Below are 22,999 nucleotides of genomic sequence, written 5' to 3' on the forward strand. Positions count from 1 at the left end.
ACGCTACTCGACCAGCGGTTGGTTCGGTTGATCGAGGGTGTGGTGCGGGGGTCTCGATACGCGGCCTCGCCCGGGGGCTCGGTCGCTACTCGACCAGCGGTTGGTTCGGCTGATCGAGTAGGTGACGAGCGCAGCGAGGAGCCGTATCGAGATCACCTCGCGCCCATGCGTAAAACGCGCAAAAGACGAGTTATGCGCGCAAGCGTGACTGTGACCTGGATTACCCGCAGAGTGCTCTTGTAACGGCCGCGACCATGAGTCGCCAGACCACCCGGCCGTCCCCCACGCAGAAAGAGCTTGGCAATGTTGGTAGCACTCGGCCTCGGTATGGTGGCCACCTTCATGTTCCTGATCATCACCAAACGGGCGACCCCGGTGGTCGCGCTGATCCTGGTGCCGGTCGCGTTCGGTCTGTTCGCGGGCGCCGGCCTCGACATCAGTGACATGATCGTCGACGGCATCGAAGACCTCGCGCCCACCGCGGCGATGCTGTTCTTCGCGATCATCTTCTTCGGCATCATGATCGACGTCGGACTCTTCGACCCGATCATCCGATTCATCGTCCGCGCGGTGCGCAACGATCCGGCGCGCCTGGTGGTGGGTACCGCGGTGTTGGCGATGCTCATCTCCCTCGACGGCGACGGCTCCACCACCTTCATCGTCACCACCGCAGCACTGCTGCCGCTGTATCTGAAACTCGGTGTGAGTCCGGTGGTGTTGACGGTGGTCGCGGGCCTGGCCAACGGCACCATGAACATTCTCCCGTGGGGAGGGCCGACGGCACGGGCGGCGAGCGCGCTGGGCATCGACACCAATTCGGTGTTCCTGCCGATGGTTCCGGCACTCGCCGCCGGACTGATCGTGGTGTTGTTGTTCGCCTTCCATCTCGGTGTGCTGGAACGCCGTCGTATCGGGCAGATCGAGATCCGCGAGTCGGTGCTGGCGCCGCGCGACGAGGTGTTGGTAGCCGCCAGTGGCGGGTCGGGGACCGACGTGCCCCGCGGTGGCCGCGCCGGGCGAAGCGGTTCGGTCACCGGCGGTTCCGGCGACTACAGCGACTCCGAAGCCGTGACTCGCGACCTGCCCACCGCACCCGACGGCGCACCCGCCGACCCGGCGGCCTCCGCCTTCACCGGCATCCTCGATCCGAACCGGGACACGCTGCGCCCCAGACTCTTCTGGGTGAACGCCGGGCTCACCGTCGCACTGCTGGCGGTCCTCGGTCTGGACCTGGTGTCGATCCCGGTGTTGTTCATGATCGCCTCCGGTATCGCGCTGGCCGTCAACTTCCCCCATCTGAAGGATCAGCAGGCGGCCATCACCCGGCACTCGTCGAGCATCGTGTCGGTGGTGGCGATGGTGCTGGCCGCCGCGGTACTGACCGGCGTGTTCAGCGGAACCGGCATGGTCGAGGCCATCGCGCACTGGTTGGCCTCGGGTATCCCCGACTGGATGGGACCGCACATGGCCGTCGTCATCGGCGTGTTGTCGATCCCGTTGACCTTCCTGATGAGCAACGACGCCTTCTATTTCGGTGTGCTGCCGGTGCTGTCAGAGACCGCGACCCGCTACGGCATCGATCCCGCCGAGATGGCTCGTGCCTCGATCACCGGTCAGCCCTTCCACATGCAGAGTCCGCTCGTGCCGGCGATCCTGTTGCTGGTGGCCCTCGCCGGCGTCGGGCTGGCCGATCACCACAAGAAGGTGCTGTGGCGAGCCGCGGCGGTGTCGCTGGTGATGCTCGGCGTCGGCTGCCTGATCGGCGCGATCCCGTTCTGATCTGAGCCCACCTCACCGGCGAATAGGCTGGCCGCATGCGATTGCGAACGCAGGTACTGCTCCTGCAACTCGCCGTCATCGCGGTCAGCCTCGCCGTCGGTTTCGGGCTGGTGCTCTCCGGCGCCGACGACCGGGTCCGCGACGAGTACGCGCAACGAGCGCTCGCCATCGCCCAGTCGGTGGCCGCCGACTCGACCGTCATCGACGAGGTCGCCGTACGTCAGGGCGCCGTCCTCGACCCGGCACAGCTGGCGGCCGGTCCGCTGCAATCCGAGGCCAACGCGGTGCGGCAGCGCACCGGCGCGTTGTTCGTCGTCATCGGCAACGCCTCCGGCATCCGGCTGGCTCACCCCGACGACGACCAGCTCGCGCAACATGTCTCCACCGACCCGTCCAACGCCCTGGCCGGCAACGAGGAGGTGACCACGGACCGCGGGACCCTCGGTGGATCGGTGCGGGCCAAGGTGCCCATCGTCGACGACGGCCGAGTGGTCGGTTTTGTCAGCGTGGGCGTGTCCACCGAGCGGCTGGCCGCCGAGACCCGTCGCGACATCGCCGCCACCGCGATCATCGCGCTGGTCGCGCTCGGGGTGGGGGCGCTCGGATCGATCCTGCTCGCCCGGCGCTGGCGCCGGCTGACCCTCGGCTTGGAACCCGACGAGCTGACCGAGCTGGTGCGCGAGCAGGGCGCAGTGCTGCACTCCATCGCCGACGGCGTGCTCGCCGTCGACAGCAGCGGCGTCGTGCGCGTCGCCAACGACACCGCGCGACGACTGCTCGATCTGCCCGACCCGGTCGGAACCGATGTCGACGAGCTCTCGCTGAGTCCCCGGGTGCGGGGCGTGCTGGACCGGCCGACACCCGACCCGGTCGCCGCGACCATCGGGGACCGGGTGGTGCTGGTCAGCTCGCACACCGTCGAAGCCGACGGCCGCGACCTGGGAATGGTGCTGTCGGTGGTTGACCGCACCGACGTGGAGCACCTGACCCGCGAGGTGGATTCGATTCGTGCGATGAGCACGGTGTTGCGGGCGCATCGACACGAGACGGCGAATCGGATGCACGTCCTCGCCGGCTTGCTCCGGCACGGACACACGGCCGAAGCCATCGACTACCTCGAGGAGGTCAACGGCGTCGGCGGCCGAGGCGCGCGCCTGGCGGGCCTCGACAATGTGGGCGAGCCGCACCTCGAAGCATTCCTGGACGCCAAGGCCGCCCACGCGCGCGAACGGGCGACCACGCTCACCCTCGGTGACCAGACCTGGGTGCAGGGCAGCTTGCGCGATCCGGTTGTGGTGACCACCGTGTTGGGTAACCTCGTCGACAACGCGATCGATGCCTCCGCGCGCCCCGAGGCCGCCGGGCCGGCAGGCGATGCTCACGGCGCCGTCGAGGTGGAGGTGATCACCGACGGACACGACCTGATCATCAGTGTCGCCGATTCCGGTCCGGGTATTTCGTTCGACGACCCGGCCGAGATATTCGCCGAGGGCGTGACCACCAAGGCGGACGCGGCGGTACCCGGTGGGCGCGGCATGGGTCTCGCGCTGTCACGGCAGATCGCCCGACGCATCGGCGGCGACATCTGGGTCGCGGACCCCGGCGGCGACGATGGCGGCGCGGTGCTCGTCGCCCGCCTGCCCGCGGTGTTGGAGACCGCGCAGACGGCCGACCAGGACGGAGAGGGAGACCGATGACCGACGAGTTGGGTGTGCTCATCGTCGACGACGATTTCCGGGTCGCCGCGCTGCACGCGAGCATCGTCGAGGCGGTGCGCGGGTTCCGGGTGATCGACCGTGCGGGCAGCGTCGCCGCGGCGCGCTCCGCGTTGGCCAATCACGGCAGCGCCATCGACCTCGTGCTACTCGACGTCTACCTGCCGGACGGCTCCGGAATCGACCTCGTGGGCGAGTTGCCGTGCGACACCTTCATCGTTGGAGCCGAGACCGACGCGGGCGCGGTGCGGGCGGCGATGCGGGCCGGGGCACTGGCCTACCTGATCAAGCCGTTCGATGACACCGAACTCGCTCGTCGCCTCGCCGGATACGTCCAGTACCGGCGGGTGCTGGCCGCCGAGGTCGTCGATCAACACGCGGTCGACACCGCGTTGTCGGCGTTGCGCTTCGGCACCCGGGCCGCCGAACGCGCCGATGCCGCGTCCCCCACCGAGCATCGCATCCTGGAGTTGTTCGCCGATGCCGACGGCCCACTGTTCGCCGATCAGGTGTCCTCGGCGGTCGGGGTGTCACCGGCCACGGCGCGTCGACATCTCGCTCACCTCGTCACTGCCGGGCGGCTGAACATGGCGTTGCAGTACGGCAGCACCGGTCGGCCGCGCCAGGAATACCGGCTACCCGGGTAGCGGTGTGCGATCGGCCGTGCGCGGGGAGTCCGTCTGGCACGATGGAGACGGCAAGGGGAACGAGGCCACATCCGGTAGCACCGAAGGGGTCCTGATGACCGCTGCCCGCACCGCCGACCACACCGACGACGACGCCGACCTGTCCGCCGATCTGCGGTGGTGGGACGCGGCCAACTACCTCACCGCTGCGCAGATCTATTTGCAGGACAACGTGTTACTGCGCGAACCGCTGACCGTCGAGCACATCAAACCGCGACTGCTCGGGCACTGGGGTACCAGTCCGGGGTTGTCCGCGATCTACGTCGTGCTCAATCGGGTGATCCGCGAGACCGACACGGACTGGCTCTACATCACCGGACCGGGCCACGGCGGTCCGGCGCTGGTGGCCAACACCTACCTCGAGGGCACCTACACCGACATCTATCCGCACGTCACTCTCGACGAACGTGGCGTGCGCCGCCTGTGCCGCCAGTTCTCCACGCCCGGAGGCATTCCCAGCCATGTGAGCGTGCCGACACCCGGCAGTATCCATGAGGGTGGTGAACTCGGCTACGCCCTGGTGCACGCGGCCGGCGCCGCCTTCGACCATCCGGACCTGGTGGTGGCATGTGTCATCGGCGACGGCGAGGCCGAGACCGGTCCACTCGCGGGGTCATGGAAGCTCCCGGCCTTCCTCAACGCCGAACGCGACGGTGCGGTCCTGCCCATCCTGCATCTCAACGGCGCAAAGATCGCCGCCCCCACCGTGTTCGGCCGAAGCGACGACGCCGACATCGCCGACTTCCTCGGCGGCCAGGGCTGGGCGCCGGTATTCGTCGAGGGCGACGACCCACGCGCGGTGTTCGGCGACTTGAAAGCCGCCATAGATCACTCCCACCGTCTGATTCGCGAGATCCAGGTAGCCGCGCGGGACGACGGTCGCGCTGACGACATCCGATGGCCGGCCATCGTGTTGCGCACCCCCAAGGGGTGGACAGGACCGTCCGAAGTAGACGGACGTCGCATCGAGGGCACCCATTGGGCGCATCAGGTACCGCTGTCCGGGGTGCGCGACAACCCCGAACACCTGCGCCAACTGGAGAGCTGGCTGCGGTCTTATCGGCCCGAGGATCTCTTTGACGACACCGGTGCGGTGGTCGAGGACATCCGAGTTCTCGCGCCCGCCGGTGATCGTCGGCTCGGCGCGACGCCATACGCCAACGGCGGCCGCCTGCTGACCCCGCTGAAACTGCCGCCCATTGCGCGCTATGCCGTCGACGTCGACAAACCCGGTGCCACCATCCATCCCACCACCACCGTCCTCGGCGAATACATGCGCGACATCTACACGGAGAACACCACCCCGGACGGCGGCGGCACCTTCCGGCTGTTCTGCCCGGACGAGACCGCCAGCAACAAACTCGACGCCGTGTTCGACGTGACCGACCGCTGCTGGCAGCTGCCCACCACCGAGTTCGACGACGACCTCTCGTCGTCGGGGCGGGTGATGGAGGTGCTCAGCGAGCATCTGTGCCAGGGCTGGCTGGAGGGCTATCTGCTCACCGGCCGGCATGGGCTGTTCGCCACCTACGAGGCGTTCGCGATGATCAGTGCGTCGATGGTCATCCAGCACACCAAGTGGCTACAGCACGCGTCGCACCTGAGCTGGCGTGAACCGGTGGCGTCGCTGAACATCCTGTTGACGTCGACATGCTGGCGCAACGACCACAACGGGTTCTCCCATCAGGGGCCCGGCCTGATCGACGCGGTGATGCCACTGGCACCCGACGTGGTGCGGATCTGGTTGCCGCCGGACTCCAACTCGTTGCTGTCGATCGCCGAGCACTGTTTCCGAAGCCGCGACCACGTGAACCTGGTGGTTGTCGACAAACAGCCCCACCTGCAGTACCTGTCGATCGAGGAGGCCGGGGAGCAGGCGGCGGCCGGTGCGTCGATCTGGGACTGGGCCGGAACCGAAGGGGACAGCGGCGATGACCCCGACATCGTGCTCGCCGGCGCCGGTGACGTGCCCACCCAGGAGATCCTCGCGGCGGCGCAACTGCTGCGGGAATGGGTGCCCTACCTGCGGGTACGGGTCGTCAACGTGATGGATCTGATGGCCCTGTTGCCGCAGGCCGACCATCCCCACGGGATGACCGACGACGACTTCGCCGACCTGTTCACCGAGGACGGACACGTGGTGGTCGCCTTCCACGGTTACGCCCGCGCAGTCCATCAGCTGTTGCACGGCCGGCCCGACGCCGATCGATTCCACGTGCGTGGGTTCGCTGAGCAGGGCACCACCACCACACCGTTCGACATGGTGGTGCTCAACAAGATGAGCCGCTACCACCTCGTGCTCGAGGCGCTGCGCCGGGCGCGGCGCGTGCCCGAACGCAGCGAGGAGCTCGCCGAGCACTGCCGTGGCCAACTGGCGCGCCACCACGAATACGTCCGCGAGCACTTCGAGGACCTCCCGGAGATCCGGGACTGGACCTGGGCCTGAGCTCCCGTCGGGAATGCGCGACGTCCCGACGTTGTCGATGATGATCGGGTGTGACGCCGACTCGGCCGTCATCGGTGTGAAGGGAGTGGCGCGGTGGTGGTGGTGCGAACGCGGCGGTTGAGCGACTGGTTGCGGACCGAGACCGGCAGCGCCGCGCTGCTCGTCGCAGTCACGATCGCGGCGCTGATCTGGGCAAACCTGCCGTCGGACAGTTACGCCGAGCTGTGGCACACCGAGGTGGGCCTGAGCTTCGGGGCCCACGGCGTCGACATGTCATTGCAGCACTGGATCAACGACGGCCTGATGGTGCTGTTCTTCTTCGTCATCGGGCTCGAGGTGCGCCAGGAGTTCTCCGTCGGATCGTTGCGCGACCGCCGCCGGGCGATGGTGCCGTTGGTCGCCGGGGTGTCCGGTGTGGTGGTGCCGGCCGTGATCTACCTGCTGATCGCCGGACGCGATGCCGCCGACGGCTGGGGCGTGGTGGTCGGCACCGACACGGCGTTCCTGTTGGGTGCGCTGGCCATCCTGGGTCCGCGGCTGTCGAATCAGCTGCGAGTGTTTCTGCTGACGTTGACCGTCGTGGACGATTTCCTCGCGGTGTCGATCATCGGCGTGGTGTATTCCGACGACCTCGATGTGGTCGCGTTGTTGATCGCCGTCGCCGGTCTGGTCGGGTTGTGGTTGCTGTCGCGCACCACGGTCTGGCGTAGCGCGCCGTACGTGACGCTGGTGGTGGTGGTGTGGGCGGCGACGTTGGCCTCAGGTGTGCATCCGTCGCTGGCCGGGATGGCGGCCGGTCTGCTGGTGCCGGCGGCTGCGACGGAACGCGACCACGTCGAATCGGCGAAGGCGCTGTTCCGCGACTACTGGCAGTCACCAGAGGCCGGGGTGGCGCGTACCGCGCGCAGTGGGTTGGCCCGGTCGATCTCGGTCAACCAGCGACTGCACGACGTGCTGCGTGCCCCGGTCTCGTTGTTCGTGGTGCCGGTGTTCGCGCTGGCCAACGCGGGCATCGCGCTCGGCGGGGGAGTGCTCACCGACGCGCTGGCCTCGACCATCACCTGGGGCGTCGTCGCGGGATTGGTGCTCGGCAAGTTCCTCGGCATCTCGCTGGGCGCGTGGCTGGCGGTGCGCGCCGGACTCGGCCGGCTGCCCGAAGGCGTCGGACGGGGCAGTCTGTTGGGCGGCTCGGCGCTGGCCGGGATCGGATTCACCGTGTCCCTGCTGATCGTCGGGCTGGCGTTCACCGACACCACGCAGGCAGCGGAGGCCACCGTGGGTGTGCTGATCGCGATGGTTTGTGCGGCCGCGCTGGGCTGGCTGATCTTCACCCGGGCCCGCGTCAAATGGGGTGAGACGACCGCCGATCTGCCCATCACCCTCGAGCCGCCGGTGGATCCCGAGGTCGACCATGTCCGCGGACCGGTCGACGCCCCGCTCACCGTGGTCGAGTTCATGGATTTCGAATGTCCGTTCTGTGCGAAGACCACCGGCATGTGGAACGACGTACACGCGCACTTCGGCGACGAGGTCCGCTACATCGTGCGGCACCTGCCGATCTACGAGTATCACCCATACGCCTACCTCGCGGCACTCGCCGCAGAGGCCGCCGGCGAGCAGGGCAGGTTCTGGGAGATGCACGATCTGCTGTTCGCGAACCAAGCCGAACTGTCTTCCGAGCATCTGGTTGGCTATGCCGAGCAGCTCGACTTGGATGTGAGCCGGTTTGTGCTCGACCTCGAGAGCTCCGAACTCGCCGGGCGGATCAGCGATGATGAGCGCAGCGCAGAGGCGAGCGGTGCCCGTGGGACCCCGACCTTCTTCCTCAACGGACGGCGCCACCGCGGCCCGCACGACGCCCGCACCGTGATCGCGGCGTTGGAGGAGAATCGCGACGCACAGTCGGCGGCGCGGCGTCGGTCGTAGTCGGTGCCCCTCCTGCCTGCCCACAGGGGTGTCAGGGTCCGGGCTGGACGCCACGACCCGATCCACCGTGTCCGGCGGGATCACCGCTGAGCCTGCCCGGATGGATTATGCAGCCGAGGTCCCTGAGCGGTGATGCTCGCGGACACGCGGGCGGGTGTGCCGCGTCCGGACCGGGTTCGGGCTCGATGGCATACGACCCAGCTCACGCCGCCCGCTATGGTGACCTGCATGACGATGAACGTGGACGCCACCAACCCGGAACTGGTCACCGTTGGGGTGCCCACGCACTGGTACAACCTCGCGGCAGAACTCGGGACCCCGATCCCGCCGCATCTGCATCCGGGCACCAAGGAGCCGGTGGGCCCCGAGGACCTCGCTGCCCTGTTCCCGGCCGGGTTGATCGGGCAGGAGGTCTCGACCGAGCCCTACATCGAGATCCCCGAACCGGTGCGGGAGATCTATCGGATGTGGCGGCCGTCGCCGCTGATCCGGGCGCGGCGGTTCGAGGAGGCGCTCAACACCAAGGCGCACATCTACGTCAAGTACGAGGGCGTCAGCCCCGTAGGTAGTCACAAGACCAATTCGGCCGTCGCGCAGGCGTACTACAACAGTGTCGACGGCGTGCGGAAGCTCACCACCGAGACCGGCGCCGGGCAGTGGGGTAGTGCGCTCGCCTTCGCCGGCGCCCAGTTCGGCATCGACATCGAGGTGTGGCAGGTCCGCGCGTCCTATGACTCCAAGCCGTATCGCGGTCACCTCATCCGCACCTACGGGGGCACCTTGCATCCCTCGCCGTCGGATTTGACCGAGTCGGGTCGCGCGATGCTGGCGAAGGATCCGAACACCACCGGCAGCCTGGGCATGGCGGTCAGCGAGGCGGTCGAGGTGGCCGCCGCCGATCCGGACACCCGCTACGCGCTGGGCAGCGTGCTCAACCACGTGGTGCTACATCAGAGTGTCATCGGCGTGGAAGCAGTCGAGCAGCTCAACGCGGTCGAGGGCGGCGGCGCCGACGTCGTGTTCGGTTGTGCCGGTGGCGGTTCGAACTTGGCTGGACTCTCGTTCCCGTTCCTGCGGGAGAAGATCCACGGTCGGTCCAACCCGCGCATCGTCGCGGCTGAGCCCGCCGCGTGCCCGTCGATCACCCAAGGCGAGTACCGCTACGACCACGGCGACGTCGCCGGCCTGACCCCGCTGCTCAAGATGCACACCCTCGGTATGGATTTCGTACCGGACCCGATCCATGCCGGCGGACTGCGTTACCACGGCATGGCGCCTGCGCTCAGTCACACCGTGGAGCTCGGTCTGGTGGAGGGCGTGGCGATCAGCCAGCACGATGCGTTCAGTGCGGGTGTGCAGTTCGCGCGGTCGCAGGGCATCGTGCCTGCGCCGGAGTCGACGCATGCGATTGCCGCGTGCGCCGCCCACGTCGCCAATAGCGACAAGGAGGAGGTCGTGGTGATCGGGTTGTCGGGCCATGGTCAGCTCGACCTGCCGGCCTACGCGGAATTCCTCGACGGGAAGTTCTGACGCCCTCGTGTGACGGCCGGGAACCGATGCGCACCGTCGGAGTCGACCTCGCAGCGTCCCCGACGCGCACGGCGGTCGCGGTCATCGAGTGGGCCGACGGGACCGCGCGACTCGTAGAGCTGACGATGCCGGCCGACGATACGCGGATTCGCGAACTCGTCGCGGGCGCCGAACGCATCGGCATCGACGCGCCGTTCGGTTGGCCTGATTCGTTCGTCGATCTCGTTGTGGCACAACATCACGGCAATCTCTCCGCCGGACGTGGGCTCGACGACATCGATCGCAGGCGGCCGCTGGCCTATCGTCGGACCGACCGCGCCATCGCCGCAGCGAAGCTCGGCAACCCGCTGAGCGTCTCGGCCGACCAGATCGCTCATGTCGCCTTCCGCTGCGTCGGACTGCTGGCCGACCTGGGCATCGCCGACCGTGTCGACGGCTGGGCGGTGGAGGCGTATCCGGCTGCGGCGCTGAAACACTGGGGGTTGACGCATCGCGGATACAAAGGTGTCGCGCGTCGCGATGTACTCGCGGTGTCGTACGAGTCGCTGGTCGCGCGGGCCCCGTGGTTGGACCCGTGTGGTCACCGGGAGTTGCTCGGGGTCGATGACAACGCCTTCGATGCGGTGATCACCGCGCTGATCGCGCGGGCCGCGGCGCTGGGGCGTACTCGGCTCCCGGATGGCGCGGACCTCGAGGTGACGGCGCGGGAGGGATGGATTCACGTGCCGGAGTGCGCTTTGGGCGAGCTGGCGTGACGAGGTGGGTTCGGGTTGCCTGGTCTCGATACGCTTCCTCGGCTGGCGCCTCGGACGCTACTCGACCAGCAGTGGAGTGCGCTTCCTCGGCTGGTGCCTCGGACGCTACTCGACCAGCGATGGGTTGCGGCGAGCCGACCCGCGATGGGTTGCGGAGTTCTCGTTGGATGCGACTACCGGAGGTCGAGTCGCATCAGGACTCGCGGGAAGCGGTTGAGGACCGAATCGGTGTCTGCCGCCCACTCGAAACCGCCGTCCTCGAACAGCTTCCGCGTTCCCACATACGCCATCGTGAGATCCACCTTCGCCCCGCGGTTGTCCACCGGATAGCCCTCGACCGCCGGTGCGCCGTGGTCGCGGGCGAAGCCGACGGCCCCGGCCAACAGTGCGTGGGAGATGCCCTGTTTGCGATGGCCGGGCCGCACCCGGATGCACCACACCGACCACACGTCGAGATCGTCGACGTGGGGGATCTTGCGGTTGCCGGCGAAAGTGGTGTCGGCGCGTGGGGCGACCGCCACCCACCCGACCACGTCGTCGCCGTCATAGGCGAGCACACCCGGGGCAGGCTTTCGTCGACACAGCTTCCGCACGTACTCGCCGCGTTCCTCGCGCGCGAGCTCCTGGTTGAGCTTGTTCGGTATGCGGTAGCTCAGACACCAACACACGTTGGCGTCCGGGCGTTTGGGTCCGATGACCGCGCGGACATCGGCGAAACGGGTTGCCGGGCGGACCTCGATGGGCATGGGTCCACCATGGTCGGGTCGGGAGCGGAGCGCAAGGCCAGTTGCACAGGGTCGAAGGCGATCTCAGATCGACACCGCCAGTTTTCCGCGCACCTGCCCTTCGGTGAGGTAGTCCATCGCCTTCGCGGCCTCGGACAGCGTGAACGTCCGGTCCAGGGTGGGGCGCAGTGTGCCGGCCTCGACCATCGACCTCAGCACGGCCAGGTCGTCGGCGCTCTCCTTGGCGATGATGCCGACCAACCGGTGCTTGACGAACGGCGACAGCAGCATAGCGCCGAGCTGACGTTGGATGCCGCCCAACAGGTTTCCGCCGCCTTCGCCGCCGACGATGACGAGGGTGCCGCGCGAGGTCAGCAGGCGTCGCAGGGCCGAGACTTCTCGATTGCCCGCGATGTCGAGGATGACGTCGAATGGGCCGGCGGAAGCGTCGATGTCGTCGCGGGTGTAGTCGATCACCTGCGCAGCGCCCAACGACCGCACCCATTCGGATTTCGGACCGCTGGCCACGGCCACCACGTCGGCGCCGAACGCCGCGGCGATCTGCACGGCATACGAACCGACACCGCCGGATGCGCCGATCACCAGCACGCGATTCCCCGAGATCACCCGACCCGCGTCACGAACGGCCTGCAGCGCGGTCAGTCCCGACACCGGAAGTACCGCAGCCTCCTCGAAGGAGACGCCGGCGGGCTTGCGACCTAGGCGCTTGACCGGCACCACCGCGTACTCGGCCATCGACCCGCCCGCCGTACCGATCACCTCGTCGCCCACCGACCAGGCGTCCACGTCCGGGCCGACCTCGGCGACGACTCCGGCCAGGTCACGGCCGGGCACCGGCCACCGGGGGCGTCGCAGGCCGAGACCGAGGCGTGCGACGTAGGGCGTGCCCGTCATGAGGTGCCAGGTGCCGCGGTCGAGGCCGGCGGCATGCACCCGCACCAGGACCTCGTCCCGTTTCGGTACGGGTCGATCGACCTCACCCAGGCGCAGACAGTCGCTGGTGCCGTATTCGTGCTGGGTCATGGCCCTCATCGTCGCTCCAAGCTTACGCTGTAAGTCGATGGGTCAACGGTACGGCGTGCGCGCTGAAAGGGTCAAGGGCTGGCAACGGGACGACGCGAAGGTGGGCCCGGTCCGAGGTCTGCATCAGCTGCGGAAGAACTCCAAAAGGTCGGCGTTGATGGTGTCCGCCTCCGTCGTCGGCATTCCGTGCGGGAATCCCGGATAGGTCTTCAGTGTGGCGTTCGGCAAGAACTCCGCGGATCGCACCCCGGCGTCCTGGTAGGGCACGACCTGATCGTCCTCCCCGTGCAACACCAGCACCGGGATCTCGATCTTCTCGAGATCCGGGGTGAAATCGGTCTGCGAGAACGCCACCACCCCGTCGTAGTGCGCTTTCGCACCGCCCATCATGCCCTGGCGCCACCAGTTGGCGATGACGCCCTGTGACGGCTGCGCACCCTCGCGGTTGTATCCGTAGAACGGTCCGGCGGCGAACTCCCAGAAGAAGTCGGCACGACGCTGCGCGACCTGCTGCTGGATATCGTCGAACACTTCCTTCGGCAGTCCGTCGGGGTTGCTGTCGGTCTTGACCATGATCGGGGGCACCGCGCTGATCAGCACCGCTTTGGCGGCGCGGTCGACGCCGTGCCGGGCCAGATAACGTGCGATCTCGCCACCGCCGGTGGAATGTCCGACGTGAATCGCGTCGCGCAGGTCCAGGTGCTCGACGACGGCACGCATGTCGTCGGCGTAGTGGTCCATGTCGTGGCCGTCGGCGACCTGGGTGGAGCGACCGTGCCCTCGACGGTCATGGGCGACGACCCGATACCCGTGCTCGACGAAGAACATCATCTGTGCATCCCAGTCGTCCGACGACAACGGCCAGCCGTGACTGAACACGACGGGCTGTCCGGAACCCCAGTCCTTGTAGAAGATCTCGACGCCGTCCGAGGTGGTGACCGTGGGCATGGCAGTGCTCCTTCGCGAGAGGTAGTGGTCTTTTGACCAGCGCATTCAATGTGCGCCCGCTACGTCCTCCGCGGTCCCACTCGCTGCGCCACAAACACCCCCATTTGCGACATCCGGATCACCCGGCGACTGCCCGGGTGGATGAGAAGCGTCGCTGGTACTTGCGTGGGGACACCCCGATGCGGGCGACGAAGGCGCGTCGCATGACCTCGGCGCTGCCGTAGCCGGCGGCGTGCGCTGCTGCGCTCACGGTGAACCCGGCGTGCAGTTTGTCGCGGGCGACCGCGAAGCGGGCGTCGGCGATGTAGCCGGCCGGGGTGGTGCCCAACTCCTCGCGAAAGAGTCGGGTCAGTTGTCGCGCGCTGACATTGACGTGTCGGGCGAGACTCGCGACCGTGTGCGGGACATGCAGGTTCGCGTGGATGTGGTCGGTGGCGCGACGTACCAGACCGGTGCGCGGAGCGGGGCCGGCAAGTGACGCGGAGAACTGCGATTGTCCGCCACCTCGTTGCATGTAGACCAGTAGGCCCTGCGCAGTCCGCCGAGCGACCTCGGCACCGTGATCCGCCTCGACGAGGGCCAGACTCAGGTCGATTCCGGCGACCACACCCGCCGAACTGTAGAGGTCACCGTCGCGGACGTAGATCGCGTCGCGGTCCACCCGCACCGCGGGGAAGCGGTGTGCGAGGTCGGCGGTGAACTTCCAGTGCGTCGTCGCCGACCGGCCGTCCAGTAGCCCGGCCTGGGCGAGCACAACCGAACCGGTGCACACCGACGCGAGGCGGCGAGTGCGTCCGGCGAGGTCGGAGACCGCGGCGATCAATTCCGGCGTCACGAACAACGGCGGCGCGATCTCGCTGCCCGCGATCATCACGGTGTCGAACCTTCCCGACCCTGTCACCGCGGCAGTGCTGACGCGCACGCCGATCGACGTCGTCACGTCACCACCCGCCGGAGACATGACGACGACCTCGTAGTCACCACCGAACTGGTTGGCCTCCACGAACACCTCTGCGGGTCCGGAGAAGTCGAGCATCTTCACGCCGTCGAAGACGACGATCCCGATTCGGCGGTGGGTGCGCGTGCGGGGGAGGACACTCTCCATGAGGCGAATCTATGTCCTCGGTGACGTGAATGCCGTGATGAACGGGATCGTTAGGTGAGCCCGTGAGTGTCAGCACAGTCACGGATCGCGACGTGACGGTCGTTGAGGTGGCGCCACGCGACGGCTTGCAGAACGAGTCGTTGTCGTTGTCGACCGACGAGAAGCTCGAGCTGGTGCGTCACGCGGTCGGTTTCGGTGTGCGCAACGTCGAGGTCATGAGCTTCGCGCTCCCGAAGAAGTGCCGGCGATGGCCGACGCGGAGGATGTGGTCGGCGGATCCGTAACGCCGACGGCGTCACCTACGGCGCGCTGATCCTCAACGAACGCGGACTCGACCTAGCCCTCGTCGCCGAGGTCAATGCGGTCGTCTACTGCACCGACACCTTCAGCAGTCGCACCCGTGGGCTCGACACCGACCTGTGCGCGCGGCTGGTGACTGGCTCGAAACCAGGTTCGGTAGGCGACTGCCGTCCTAGGTCTTGCGCGCGGGCGGGTTCCCCGTGCCGTCGGCGTCGAGCCGACCAGATCCCCTCTGATCTCGCTGGAGGAGTTGGCGATACCTGGGGGACGAGTGATCCACCGCCGGCGTTCCACGCTGAAAACCGCCCATCCCGAAAAGCGCCCCAGACATGCACCCGCTCCAGGCGACTCATCGACATAATGCCGACGGCCGCCTTGGGCGAGGGTGTTTTTCTGGGGCACTTTTGTGGAACGGGCGGGATCGGCGGCGGAAGCGGTCGGGGGCGATGGCGCTTGTGTCAGTCGAGGAGTTTCTTCTGCACCTTGCCCATGGCGTTGCGCGGCAGCCCGTCGACGAACCGGATCTCGCGGGGCCGCTTGTGATTGGAGAGTTCGGTGGTGACGTGGTCGATCAGTTCGCTGTCGGGAACCCGGGAGCCGACCACATAGGCGACGATCCGCTGGCCCAGGTCGTCGTCGGGCACGCCGATCACCGCGACCTCGTCGACGGCCGGATGTCCGAGCAGGACGGTCTCGATCTCGCCGGCGCCGATCCGGTAGCCGCCCGACTTGATCAGGTCGGTGGCCCGGCGGCCGACGATGCGGTGCATCCCGTCCGGGTCGATGACGGCGACGTCGCCGGTGGCGAAAAACCCGTCATCGAGCCAGGATTCGGCACTCTTCTCCGGCTGATTGAGGTACCCCGACGACATCATCGGCCCGCGCACGTGCAGGTCGCCGACGGTTTCGCCGTCATGCGGAAGGTCGTTGTCGCCCTCTCGGATTCGGGTGTCGACCCCGGCCAGTGGCAACCCGACCCAGCCGGGGCGGCGTTCTCCGTCGGCGCGGGTACTGACGGTGATCATCGTCTCGGTCATGCCGTAGCGTTCGACGATCTCGTGGCCGGTCAACGACCGGATGCTCTCGAACACCGGCACCGGCAGCGGGGCGCTGCCCGACACGAGCAGACGGGCCGACGAAAGGTGTTGTGCCGCCGACTCGTCATTGGCCACACGGGTCCACACGGTGGGCACACCGAAGAACATCGTGGCGCCGTCGTCGATGGCCGCCGCGTACTTCTCCGGAGCCGGCTTCGCCGTGTGGATCAGCCGCCCGCCGCGACGCAGCGGCCCCAGCACGCCGAGGATCAGACCGTGCACGTGAAATAGTGGAAGCCCATGTGCCAGCGCATCATCGGAGGTCCACCGCCAGGCGTCGGCGAGTGCGTCGAGTCCGGCGGCGATGGCCCGCCGCGAGATCGGCACACCCTTGGGCAGGCCGGTGGTGCCAGAGGTGTACAGGATCAGGGCCGTCGACGACTCGGGTGGCTCGGGGTGGCGATGCCATGAACGCGCATAGCGGCGGACCGGGATCACCGGCAGCGTCGGGTCGTCGGGGGCTGCACCGAGCCAGGCCTGCGCACCGGAATCGGTGAGGATGTGGTCGAGCTCGCGTGCCCCGGAATCCGGCGGAACCGGGACCGCGGCGACCCCGGCGATGAGACAGCCGACGATCGCGAGAATCGTGTCCGGTGTCGGCCGGGCCAGGACGGCAAGGGTGTGCGCGCCGCCGATGCGTTCGGCCACCGCGGTGGCTGCTCCGACAAGATCTTCGCGGGACAGTCGGTCGTCGCCCACCACGATCGCATCGGACAGATCGGCAGCGGCGGGAGTCAGCGTCGGAAACAGCACGCTGCCAGTTTCCCAGACGACGGTTTCCCAGACGACGATTGGCCGACGGCGACGACGGCCTGATACGGTGATGGCACGTTCACGCGATGCTGTAACTCGCTTGTTGAACCAGAGGCCGGGTGATTACAGAAGCCCCCGGTCTTGTCCAAACTTCCAGTTTCGGGCCCGCGCACTGTGGTGTGTCGGGCCCGAACTGTGTCATGTCCCGAACTGGATCGCCGCCCACTCGGCGAACGACTGCCACCCGACGGCCGGGAAGCGGTGATGGAGCGCCGGGATGTCTACCTGGTAACCCTCCCGGCTCAGGAAACCGAACATCGCGCTCATGTCGGGCGACGAGATCCGTTCCGGATCATACGATTCCGCGTTCACCTCGCGTGTCAACACCGACGACAGTGCGGCGGCCATCTGATCGGGGGTCAGCGAATCGGAGGCGATGTCGATGCGTTCGTCGACGTGGCTCGTCGGGTCGCGAAACAGCTCGACGACGAACCTACCGAGATCCCGGCGGGAGAGCTGCTGCAACGGTGTGTCCGCGGGCATCGCGATGGGCAGGATGCCGGCGGCGGTCACCGCGTCGACGCTGCCGAGCAGGTTGTCGTAGAAGTACGTCGGACCCACGATCGTGTACGGGATACCGCTGTCGCCGAGGGCCTGCTCGACGCGGTATTTGCTCTCGAAGTGCGGCACGCCGGTGCCGCGGTCGGCGCTGGCCACCGAGGAAAAGACGAGGTAAGGCACGCCGGCGAGGCGGGCGGCGTCGAGGATCGCGGTGCCCTGGGTGATCTCCGCATCAACCCCTGTCTCGAACGGCGTGGTCAGCGCGAAGACGCCGGTGGCCCCGACGAACGCGTCCACGAGGCCGTCGCCGCTGACCATGTCGCCGGTCACCAACTCGATGCCGCGGGTGCTGAGCTCCTGCGCGCGTTTGGACTCGAGATCACGCACCACGGCCCGCACCGGTAGGTCCGCCTCGAGAAGTTCGGCTGCCACCGCACCACCCTGACCGCCGGTGGCGCCGAGCACTACGTAGGTCATGAGTTCACGCTACCCGGGCCCGTCGGGGCCGAAACGGTATCAGCGTGGCTGTCCGCTGGCGAACCAGATGAACACTGACGTGTTCGCCAGCCGGGACTGTCGTCGCCTGCTACGACGCGGCGCGGTGACGGTCGACGTACTCTGCGACCGCCCGACGAATGATTTCGGCGGGTTTGACGTGCTCGGCGTCAGCCAGCTGGACCATCGCTTCCCGCAGATCCTCGGGTAGGCGGACGGAGGTTGTTGGGGTTTTACCCTTGGACGCGGTGCCCTTCGGTGGCCGGCCGTGGCGGAGAACGGCCAGGTCTGCGACTTCGACGTCCCCGACTACCTCCTCCGCCGTGGGCGCGTTCATGGCGTAGTCGTCGGCCATCGCGGCGTAGTCATCGTCAGTCAGCTTGCGGCCCATGGATTCTCTCCTCTCACGATCGCTGTGTTCCGTAACTCGGAACGACAAGATGTTCGATGCCGAGGTTGGTGACCAGGCTCTTGCGCAGCATCATCGCGTGGAATGCGACAGCGATCACCGGGTCGACGATATCGACGATGACCTCGATGAACGGGCCGCGCTCGACAGCCGGTCCAATGTGGAGGACCGGGCGAGTTCCCACGCGACGGGCGGTCAAGACGACACGTAGTGCCGGGTATTCAACCACGGCGCGGATCTCATCATCGGCGATCCCGTGCTGCCGGGCGCTGGGCGTGATCTCGATCCGCACATCAGAAGTGTACTGCACTTTCTATGTAGTGCAATACACTTTTTAGATCAACTGTCAGCATCGGGGTCGCCGAGACCTTCGCGGGCCGAAACGTCACCGCCGGCAGATCGCGGGAATTCACACGCGATCTGCCGGCGGTGATACCCGAAAGTGTTCCCTTCCGGTGCGGCAAGTCGTTGACCTGACGTTTTCGGCGGAGGATGGGGGATTCGAACCCCTGAAAGTGGAGATACGTTGTGATGCGTTTGGGTGCAGAAATAGCGTTTGACCATCACGTTTTAGATCGCCGGACGACATCTAGGTACACCTACATGCGGCCAGATGCATCGGCGGCGATGCATCGTTCGATCAACCAAGCCGGGGCCTCGAGTGGCCGCGCGTCGGCGGCCGGGGACCTCGACAGGCAGGGACCGCGACGGCCAGGGACTCGACGGGCCGGGCACCGCGACGCCGAGATCTCGACGGCCAGTCACCACGACGAGGTGTCTAGGAGGTGGCGGGGCCCGCGGCGAGGCGGCGCGGAAGGCGATCTCTGACCTACCTGCGATAAGGCTGCATGACCTGAGACATACTCACGCAAGTCTGCTCCTGTCGCTCGGTGTACCTGTCGAGGTCGTATCGGGGCGACTTGGGCGCGTCCGAAACAATTACGTTGGACGTTTACTCGCATGTACTGCCCGGTCAAGGTCGAGCGGCGTCTGAGTTGCTCGCTTACGCTGTCAGGTCGGCCGGGGCTGCTGGCGCAGTCGTGGTCCGCAATGAGGTGGAATAGTCGCCAATGGAACCGACAGCTATTGCCGCGACCGCTGCTGTGGTATCTGCCGCCGCTGCATGGGGAGCGCTGGCTAGCAGCGCGCATCGCGCGAAGAAGGATTGGCAACGCGACACCACACTGCGTTCGGCTGTCCACGTGTTGCAGCTATGTCAGCGCCGACACAATCGTGAGCACGAGTTGTTTGACGACAAGGAACTCACGGTCGATGAGGTTGACGTTGCCTACTCGGAACTACACGCGATTACGGACGAAGTCGAAAGGGAGTTGATCTCCGTGAGGCTGATCGCCGATCGAAATGTCGTGGACGCCATGGACGCGGTGTACAACCTGATGATTGAGCTCGATTTTCATGTGACCGATTTTCGCCGTGACCTGTGGCGGCTGTCGAAGCCGTCCCCGCTTGCGCCGATCGAAGAGACGCCGCGACGGCCGTACGTGGGTGCGATGTTCTGCCTGAGTTCGCTCCTCAATGGAACCACTGTGGACCGGCGTCTCAGCGATGCCGTGGACGTGTATGTCACTTCCTGGTGGCAACGCATGGATCGGCGGGCGCGTGCGTGGCAAGCGAAACTTCTGTTGGGCTGATGCACAAATCGATGTATGGAGATCGAAAAACCGCCCGCTACTGGCGTTAATGCAGGTAGCAGGCGGTTCTTCCGTGGCGGAGGATAGGGGATTCGAACCCCTGAGGGCTATTAACCCAACCCGCGTTCCAGGCGAGCGCCATAGGCCACTAGGCGAATCCTCCACGGGGGATGATAGCGGCCAAGGGGGGTGCAACCCAAAATCGGCCGGGCAGCGACGTCGTCGGTGACCGGTTTGTCTGGCGAGGGGTCCCTCCCGCTACACTGGTCGGCGGATCCCGCGCGGCGTGCATCCTGTGAACTCCCCCAGGGCCGGAAGGCAGCAAGGGTCAACGGGCTCTCTCGGGTGCGCGGGGTCCCCATAGAAATCTCGAGACGAGCACCTGAGGCGCCGCCCACCGATGCCGGTGTCACGGAGAGGTCCCCGCGTTGAATTACCACTCGATGAGTGCCGACCAACTTCGCGAAACCCAATCCGACCTGCGAAAGCTCTACGACGCGCTGTGCGCGGCAGGTCTTTCGCTCGACCTCACCCGCGGCAAGCCGGCGCCCGAGCAGCTCGATTTGTCCAACGGGTTGCTGGCGCTGCCCGGTGACGAATACCGCGACGCCGCCGGCACCGACACCCGTAACTACGGCGGCATCGTCGGGCTGCCCGAGATCCGGCAGATCTTCGGCGAGCTGTTCGCCGTCGATCCCGACAACCTGATGGCGCTCGGCAACGCGAGCCTCGAGGTGATGCACGACCTCACCGTGTTCTCGCTACTGCGCGGAACGGTGGACTCGGACCGGCCGTGGAAGGACCAGAAGGTCAAATTCCTGTGTCCGGTCCCCGGATACGACCGGCACTTCGCGATCACCGAGACCTACGGCATCGAGATGGTCCCGGTGCCGATGCTGCCCGACGGCCCCGACGTCGACGCGTGCGCGGCGCTGACCGCCGACGACCCGTCCATCAAGGGCATGTGGGCAGTGCCCACCTACTCCAACCCGACGGGCGTCACGTTCAGCGAGGAGGTCACCCGCCGGCTCCTGGAGATGCCCGCCGCCGACGACTTCCGCATCTACTGGGACAACGCCTACGCGGTGCACACCCTGGTCGAGGCGCCTCCGACGCCGCTGCCGATTTTGGAGATGGCGGCGGCCGCCGGACACCCGAACCGCGTGTTCGTGCTCGGCTCGACGTCGAAGATCACCTTCGCCGGTGCCGGCGTCTCCTTCTTCGGTGCATCCACCGAGAACCTCGACTGGTTCAAGAAACACCTGGCGATCAAGACGATCGGCCCGGACAAGGTCAACCAGCTGCGGCACATCAGGTTCTTCGGCGACGCCGACGGCGTGCGCGCGCACATGGCCAAGCACCGCGAGATCCTGGCACCCAAGTTCCGGATGGTGCTCGACATCCTCGACGATCGGCTCGCCGACTCGAAGGTCGCGGCATGGTCGGAGCCCGAGGGCGGCTACTTCGTCAACCTCGACGTCATCGACGGCACCGCGCGGCGGGTGATCGAACTCGCCAAGCAGGCCGGGATCGCGCTGACCGCGGCGGGCTCGGCGTTCCCGTACAAGCAGGACCCGAACGACCGCAACATCCGGCTTGCGCCGACGTTCCCGACCACCGACGACCTGGCCAAGGCCATGGACGGCGTGGCCACCTGCGTGCTGCTCGCCGCCACCGAGTCATTGCTCGCCTCCAGCGATTCCTGACCCCACGAATCCCCCGACTGGACCGCAATGTTCTCGAAAACCCGCGAGGAGTGAAGCGACACCGGCCGGCATTGATCGCCGTCGGCTCCGTGCTCATCGGCCTTCTCGCCCTGTGGTTGCAGGACGTGATCGTCCCCTACACCACCCCTTTCTGGGGCTTGTTCGACAACCAGCTCGACCTCGACGTGTACCTGTCCGGCGCACGCACGGTGCTCGACGGCGAGAGTCTGTATGACGCCAAACTGCTCGGACAGATGGACTACACGTACGCGCCGATCTCGATCCTGCTGTTCACCCCGTTCACCTGGATCTCGTTCGAGGCTGCGCGGATCGTGTGGTCGGCCGGCATCGTCGTCGCGCTGTACCTGGTGATCATGCTCAGCTTCAAGAGCCTCGGCCGAACGGCGACGTGGCCGTTGCGGGTGATCGCGCTGTCGCTGGTCGCGGTGGCGTTGCTGTTGGAGCCGGTACGCACCACCGTCTGGTACGGGCAGATCAACGTCTTCCTGATGTTGCTTATCGTCGCCGACCTCACCCGGGGCGAAGGGGCGCGGTTGCGCGGGGTGGGCACTGGTATCGCCGCAGGCATCAAGCTGACCCCGCTGATCTTTGTGCTGTACCTGGCGGTGTTGCGCCAGTGGCGGTCGATGGCCGGGGTGATGATCGGCTTCTTCGGCACGATGATCGTCGGGTTCGCCGTGCTGCCCCGCGAATCGTGGGTGTACTGGACGGGCACGATGTTCGACTCCGACCGGGTCGGTGCACCGCAGACCGTCGGTAACCAGTCGATCCGCGGGTGGCTGGCCAATTTGTTGCACTCCGACGACCCGAACATCCTGCTCTGGGGGTTTCTGGCGGCGGGGGCGCTCGCGTTGGGCATGTACGCCGCGACGCTCGCGCACCGGCACGGGCAGGAGTTGCTCGCCGTGACGGTGGTGGGGATGACCGCGTGCGCGATCTCCCCGATGTCGTGGGGCCACCACTGGGTGTGGTTCGTCCCGCTCGCGGTGATCGGGCTGCATTTGTTGGCCACTCCCGGCCGCGGCGTCGTGGTGTACGCGCTGACGGCCGCCGGGCTGATCTCGATGCTGTTGATCGCCTTCTCCTGGCGCACCTACCTGGCCCATCCAATCTGGTTCGTCAACCGCACGGTGCCCGACGCCTATCTGATCGGGCTGTTCTTCAAACACGGGATCGACTGGCTGGAGTGGTTCACGGTCTACCCCTACAACGCGATCTTCCTGGGGACGGTGATCGCGACCATCGTTGTCTTACGGTCCGGCGACGACTCGGCGACAACGGTGGCGACGGCACCGTCGGAGACGCCACAATCCGTGCAAGGGCCACTGGCGGGGGAGTGAGGAGAC

The 22,999-nt window shown here is 67.0% G+C and carries 19 protein-coding genes, 1 tRNA gene and 1 other RNA gene; 12 read left to right on the forward strand and 9 right to left on the reverse strand.

Going from position 1 to position 22,999, the window contains the following annotated elements:
• Nucleotides 1-303: 303 nt before the first annotated feature.
• The 7 genes from OSB52_RS20990 to OSB52_RS21020 all read left to right on the forward strand — a co-directional run bounded on the left by OSB52_RS20990 (nucleotide 304) and on the right by OSB52_RS21020 (nucleotide 10,837).
• Nucleotides 304-1,779 (forward strand): CitMHS family transporter, encoded by a 1,476-nt coding sequence (locus OSB52_RS20990; protein WP_266063405.1) that lies wholly within the window; start codon nucleotides 304-306, stop codon nucleotides 1,777-1,779.
• Nucleotides 1,780-1,814: 35 nt separating this feature from the next.
• Complete coding sequence (locus tag OSB52_RS20995; protein WP_235721674.1) at nucleotides 1,815-3,476, forward strand: ATP-binding protein; 1,662 nt, start codon at nucleotides 1,815-1,817, stop codon at nucleotides 3,474-3,476.
• Nucleotides 3,473-4,141 carry a response regulator gene (locus OSB52_RS21000; RefSeq protein ID WP_235721675.1) on the forward strand — a complete coding sequence of 223 codons (669 nt, stop codon included), beginning with the start codon at nucleotides 3,473-3,475 and terminating at the stop codon, nucleotides 4,139-4,141. Before OSB52_RS20995 ends, OSB52_RS21000 begins: the two co-directional genes overlap by 4 nt.
• A gap of 94 nt (nucleotides 4,142-4,235) precedes the next feature.
• A complete protein-coding gene (locus tag OSB52_RS21005; protein WP_235721676.1) occupies nucleotides 4,236-6,626 on the forward strand; it encodes a phosphoketolase family protein in 2,391 nt (796 codons plus the stop codon).
• A 93-nt stretch (nucleotides 6,627-6,719) separates the two neighbouring features.
• Nucleotides 6,720-8,552, forward strand: a complete 1,833-nt coding sequence (nhaA, locus tag OSB52_RS21010; protein ID WP_266063406.1) for a Na+/H+ antiporter NhaA — start codon at nucleotides 6,720-6,722, stop codon at nucleotides 8,550-8,552.
• Nucleotides 8,553-8,780: 228 nt separating this feature from the next.
• Nucleotides 8,781-10,082 (forward strand): TrpB-like pyridoxal phosphate-dependent enzyme, encoded by a 1,302-nt coding sequence (locus OSB52_RS21015; protein WP_266063407.1) that lies wholly within the window; start codon nucleotides 8,781-8,783, stop codon nucleotides 10,080-10,082.
• Between the two features lie 26 nt (nucleotides 10,083-10,108).
• On the forward strand, nucleotides 10,109-10,837 hold the full coding sequence (locus OSB52_RS21020; protein ID WP_266063408.1) for a DUF429 domain-containing protein: 729 nt from the start codon (nucleotides 10,109-10,111) through the stop codon (nucleotides 10,835-10,837).
• Nucleotides 10,838-11,010: 173 nt separating this feature from the next.
• Here OSB52_RS21020 and OSB52_RS21025 read toward each other — a convergent pair whose 3' ends face one another.
• The 4 genes from OSB52_RS21025 to OSB52_RS21040 form a co-directional block, all read right to left on the reverse strand.
• Nucleotides 11,011-11,583: a GNAT family N-acetyltransferase gene (locus OSB52_RS21025; protein ID WP_235721680.1), complete on the reverse strand. Its 573-nt coding sequence runs from the start codon at nucleotides 11,581-11,583 to the stop codon at nucleotides 11,011-11,013.
• Nucleotides 11,584-11,646: 63 nt separating this feature from the next.
• Complete coding sequence (locus OSB52_RS21030) at nucleotides 11,647-12,606, reverse strand: NAD(P)-dependent alcohol dehydrogenase (protein WP_308203682.1); 960 nt, start codon at nucleotides 12,604-12,606, stop codon at nucleotides 11,647-11,649.
• A gap of 123 nt (nucleotides 12,607-12,729) precedes the next feature.
• Complete coding sequence (locus OSB52_RS21035) at nucleotides 12,730-13,554, reverse strand: alpha/beta fold hydrolase (RefSeq protein ID WP_235721682.1); 825 nt, start codon at nucleotides 13,552-13,554, stop codon at nucleotides 12,730-12,732.
• 118 nt (nucleotides 13,555-13,672) lie between these two features.
• Nucleotides 13,673-14,659 (reverse strand): GlxA family transcriptional regulator, encoded by a 987-nt coding sequence (locus OSB52_RS21040; RefSeq protein WP_235721683.1) that lies wholly within the window; start codon nucleotides 14,657-14,659, stop codon nucleotides 13,673-13,675.
• Between the two features lie 62 nt (nucleotides 14,660-14,721).
• Between OSB52_RS21040 and OSB52_RS21045 the strand changes: the two genes are divergently transcribed.
• Complete coding sequence (locus OSB52_RS21045) at nucleotides 14,722-14,943, forward strand: hypothetical protein (protein ID WP_235721684.1); 222 nt, start codon at nucleotides 14,722-14,724, stop codon at nucleotides 14,941-14,943.
• Between the two features lie 474 nt (nucleotides 14,944-15,417).
• Here the strand turns inward: OSB52_RS21045 and OSB52_RS21050 are convergent, their stop codons facing one another.
• The 4 genes from OSB52_RS21050 to OSB52_RS21065 all read right to left on the reverse strand — a co-directional run bounded on the left by OSB52_RS21050 (nucleotide 15,418) and on the right by OSB52_RS21065 (nucleotide 18,566).
• Nucleotides 15,418-16,809: an acyl-CoA synthetase gene (locus tag OSB52_RS21050; RefSeq protein ID WP_235721685.1), complete on the reverse strand. Its 1,392-nt coding sequence runs from the start codon at nucleotides 16,807-16,809 to the stop codon at nucleotides 15,418-15,420.
• A gap of 198 nt (nucleotides 16,810-17,007) precedes the next feature.
• Nucleotides 17,008-17,847: an NmrA/HSCARG family protein gene (locus OSB52_RS21055; protein WP_235721686.1), complete on the reverse strand. Its 840-nt coding sequence runs from the start codon at nucleotides 17,845-17,847 to the stop codon at nucleotides 17,008-17,010.
• A 109-nt stretch (nucleotides 17,848-17,956) separates the two neighbouring features.
• Nucleotides 17,957-18,256: a CopG family ribbon-helix-helix protein gene (locus tag OSB52_RS21060; protein WP_235721687.1), complete on the reverse strand. Its 300-nt coding sequence runs from the start codon at nucleotides 18,254-18,256 to the stop codon at nucleotides 17,957-17,959.
• A 13-nt stretch (nucleotides 18,257-18,269) separates the two neighbouring features.
• Complete coding sequence (locus tag OSB52_RS21065) at nucleotides 18,270-18,566, reverse strand: hypothetical protein (RefSeq protein ID WP_235721688.1); 297 nt, start codon at nucleotides 18,564-18,566, stop codon at nucleotides 18,270-18,272.
• Between the two features lie 778 nt (nucleotides 18,567-19,344).
• On the opposite strand from OSB52_RS21065, the gene OSB52_RS21070 reads away from it, so the two are divergent.
• Complete coding sequence (locus OSB52_RS21070; protein WP_235721689.1) at nucleotides 19,345-19,926, forward strand: hypothetical protein; 582 nt, start codon at nucleotides 19,345-19,347, stop codon at nucleotides 19,924-19,926.
• 74 nt (nucleotides 19,927-20,000) lie between these two features.
• Here OSB52_RS21070 and OSB52_RS21075 read toward each other — a convergent pair.
• Nucleotides 20,001-20,089 (reverse strand) — tRNA-Ser (locus OSB52_RS21075).
• A 106-nt stretch (nucleotides 20,090-20,195) separates the two neighbouring features.
• On the opposite strand from OSB52_RS21075, the gene ffs reads away from it, so the two are divergent.
• From ffs to OSB52_RS21090, 3 genes are all read left to right on the forward strand, one after another.
• Nucleotides 20,196-20,290, forward strand: an RNA gene (gene ffs / locus OSB52_RS21080) — signal recognition particle sRNA small type.
• Between the two features lie 64 nt (nucleotides 20,291-20,354).
• Nucleotides 20,355-21,632, forward strand: coding sequence for an aspartate aminotransferase type Ic (locus OSB52_RS21085; protein WP_235721690.1), 1,278 nt, complete (start codon nucleotides 20,355-20,357; stop codon nucleotides 21,630-21,632).
• A gap of 50 nt (nucleotides 21,633-21,682) precedes the next feature.
• Nucleotides 21,683-22,993: a glycosyltransferase 87 family protein gene (locus OSB52_RS21090; protein ID WP_266063410.1), complete on the forward strand. Its 1,311-nt coding sequence runs from the start codon at nucleotides 21,683-21,685 to the stop codon at nucleotides 22,991-22,993.
• Nucleotides 22,994-22,999: the final 6 nt, after the last annotated feature.

The sequence above is a fragment of the Gordonia aquimaris genome (assembly GCF_026262595.1).
Lineage (GTDB): Bacteria > Actinomycetota > Actinomycetes > Mycobacteriales > Mycobacteriaceae > Gordonia > Gordonia tangerina.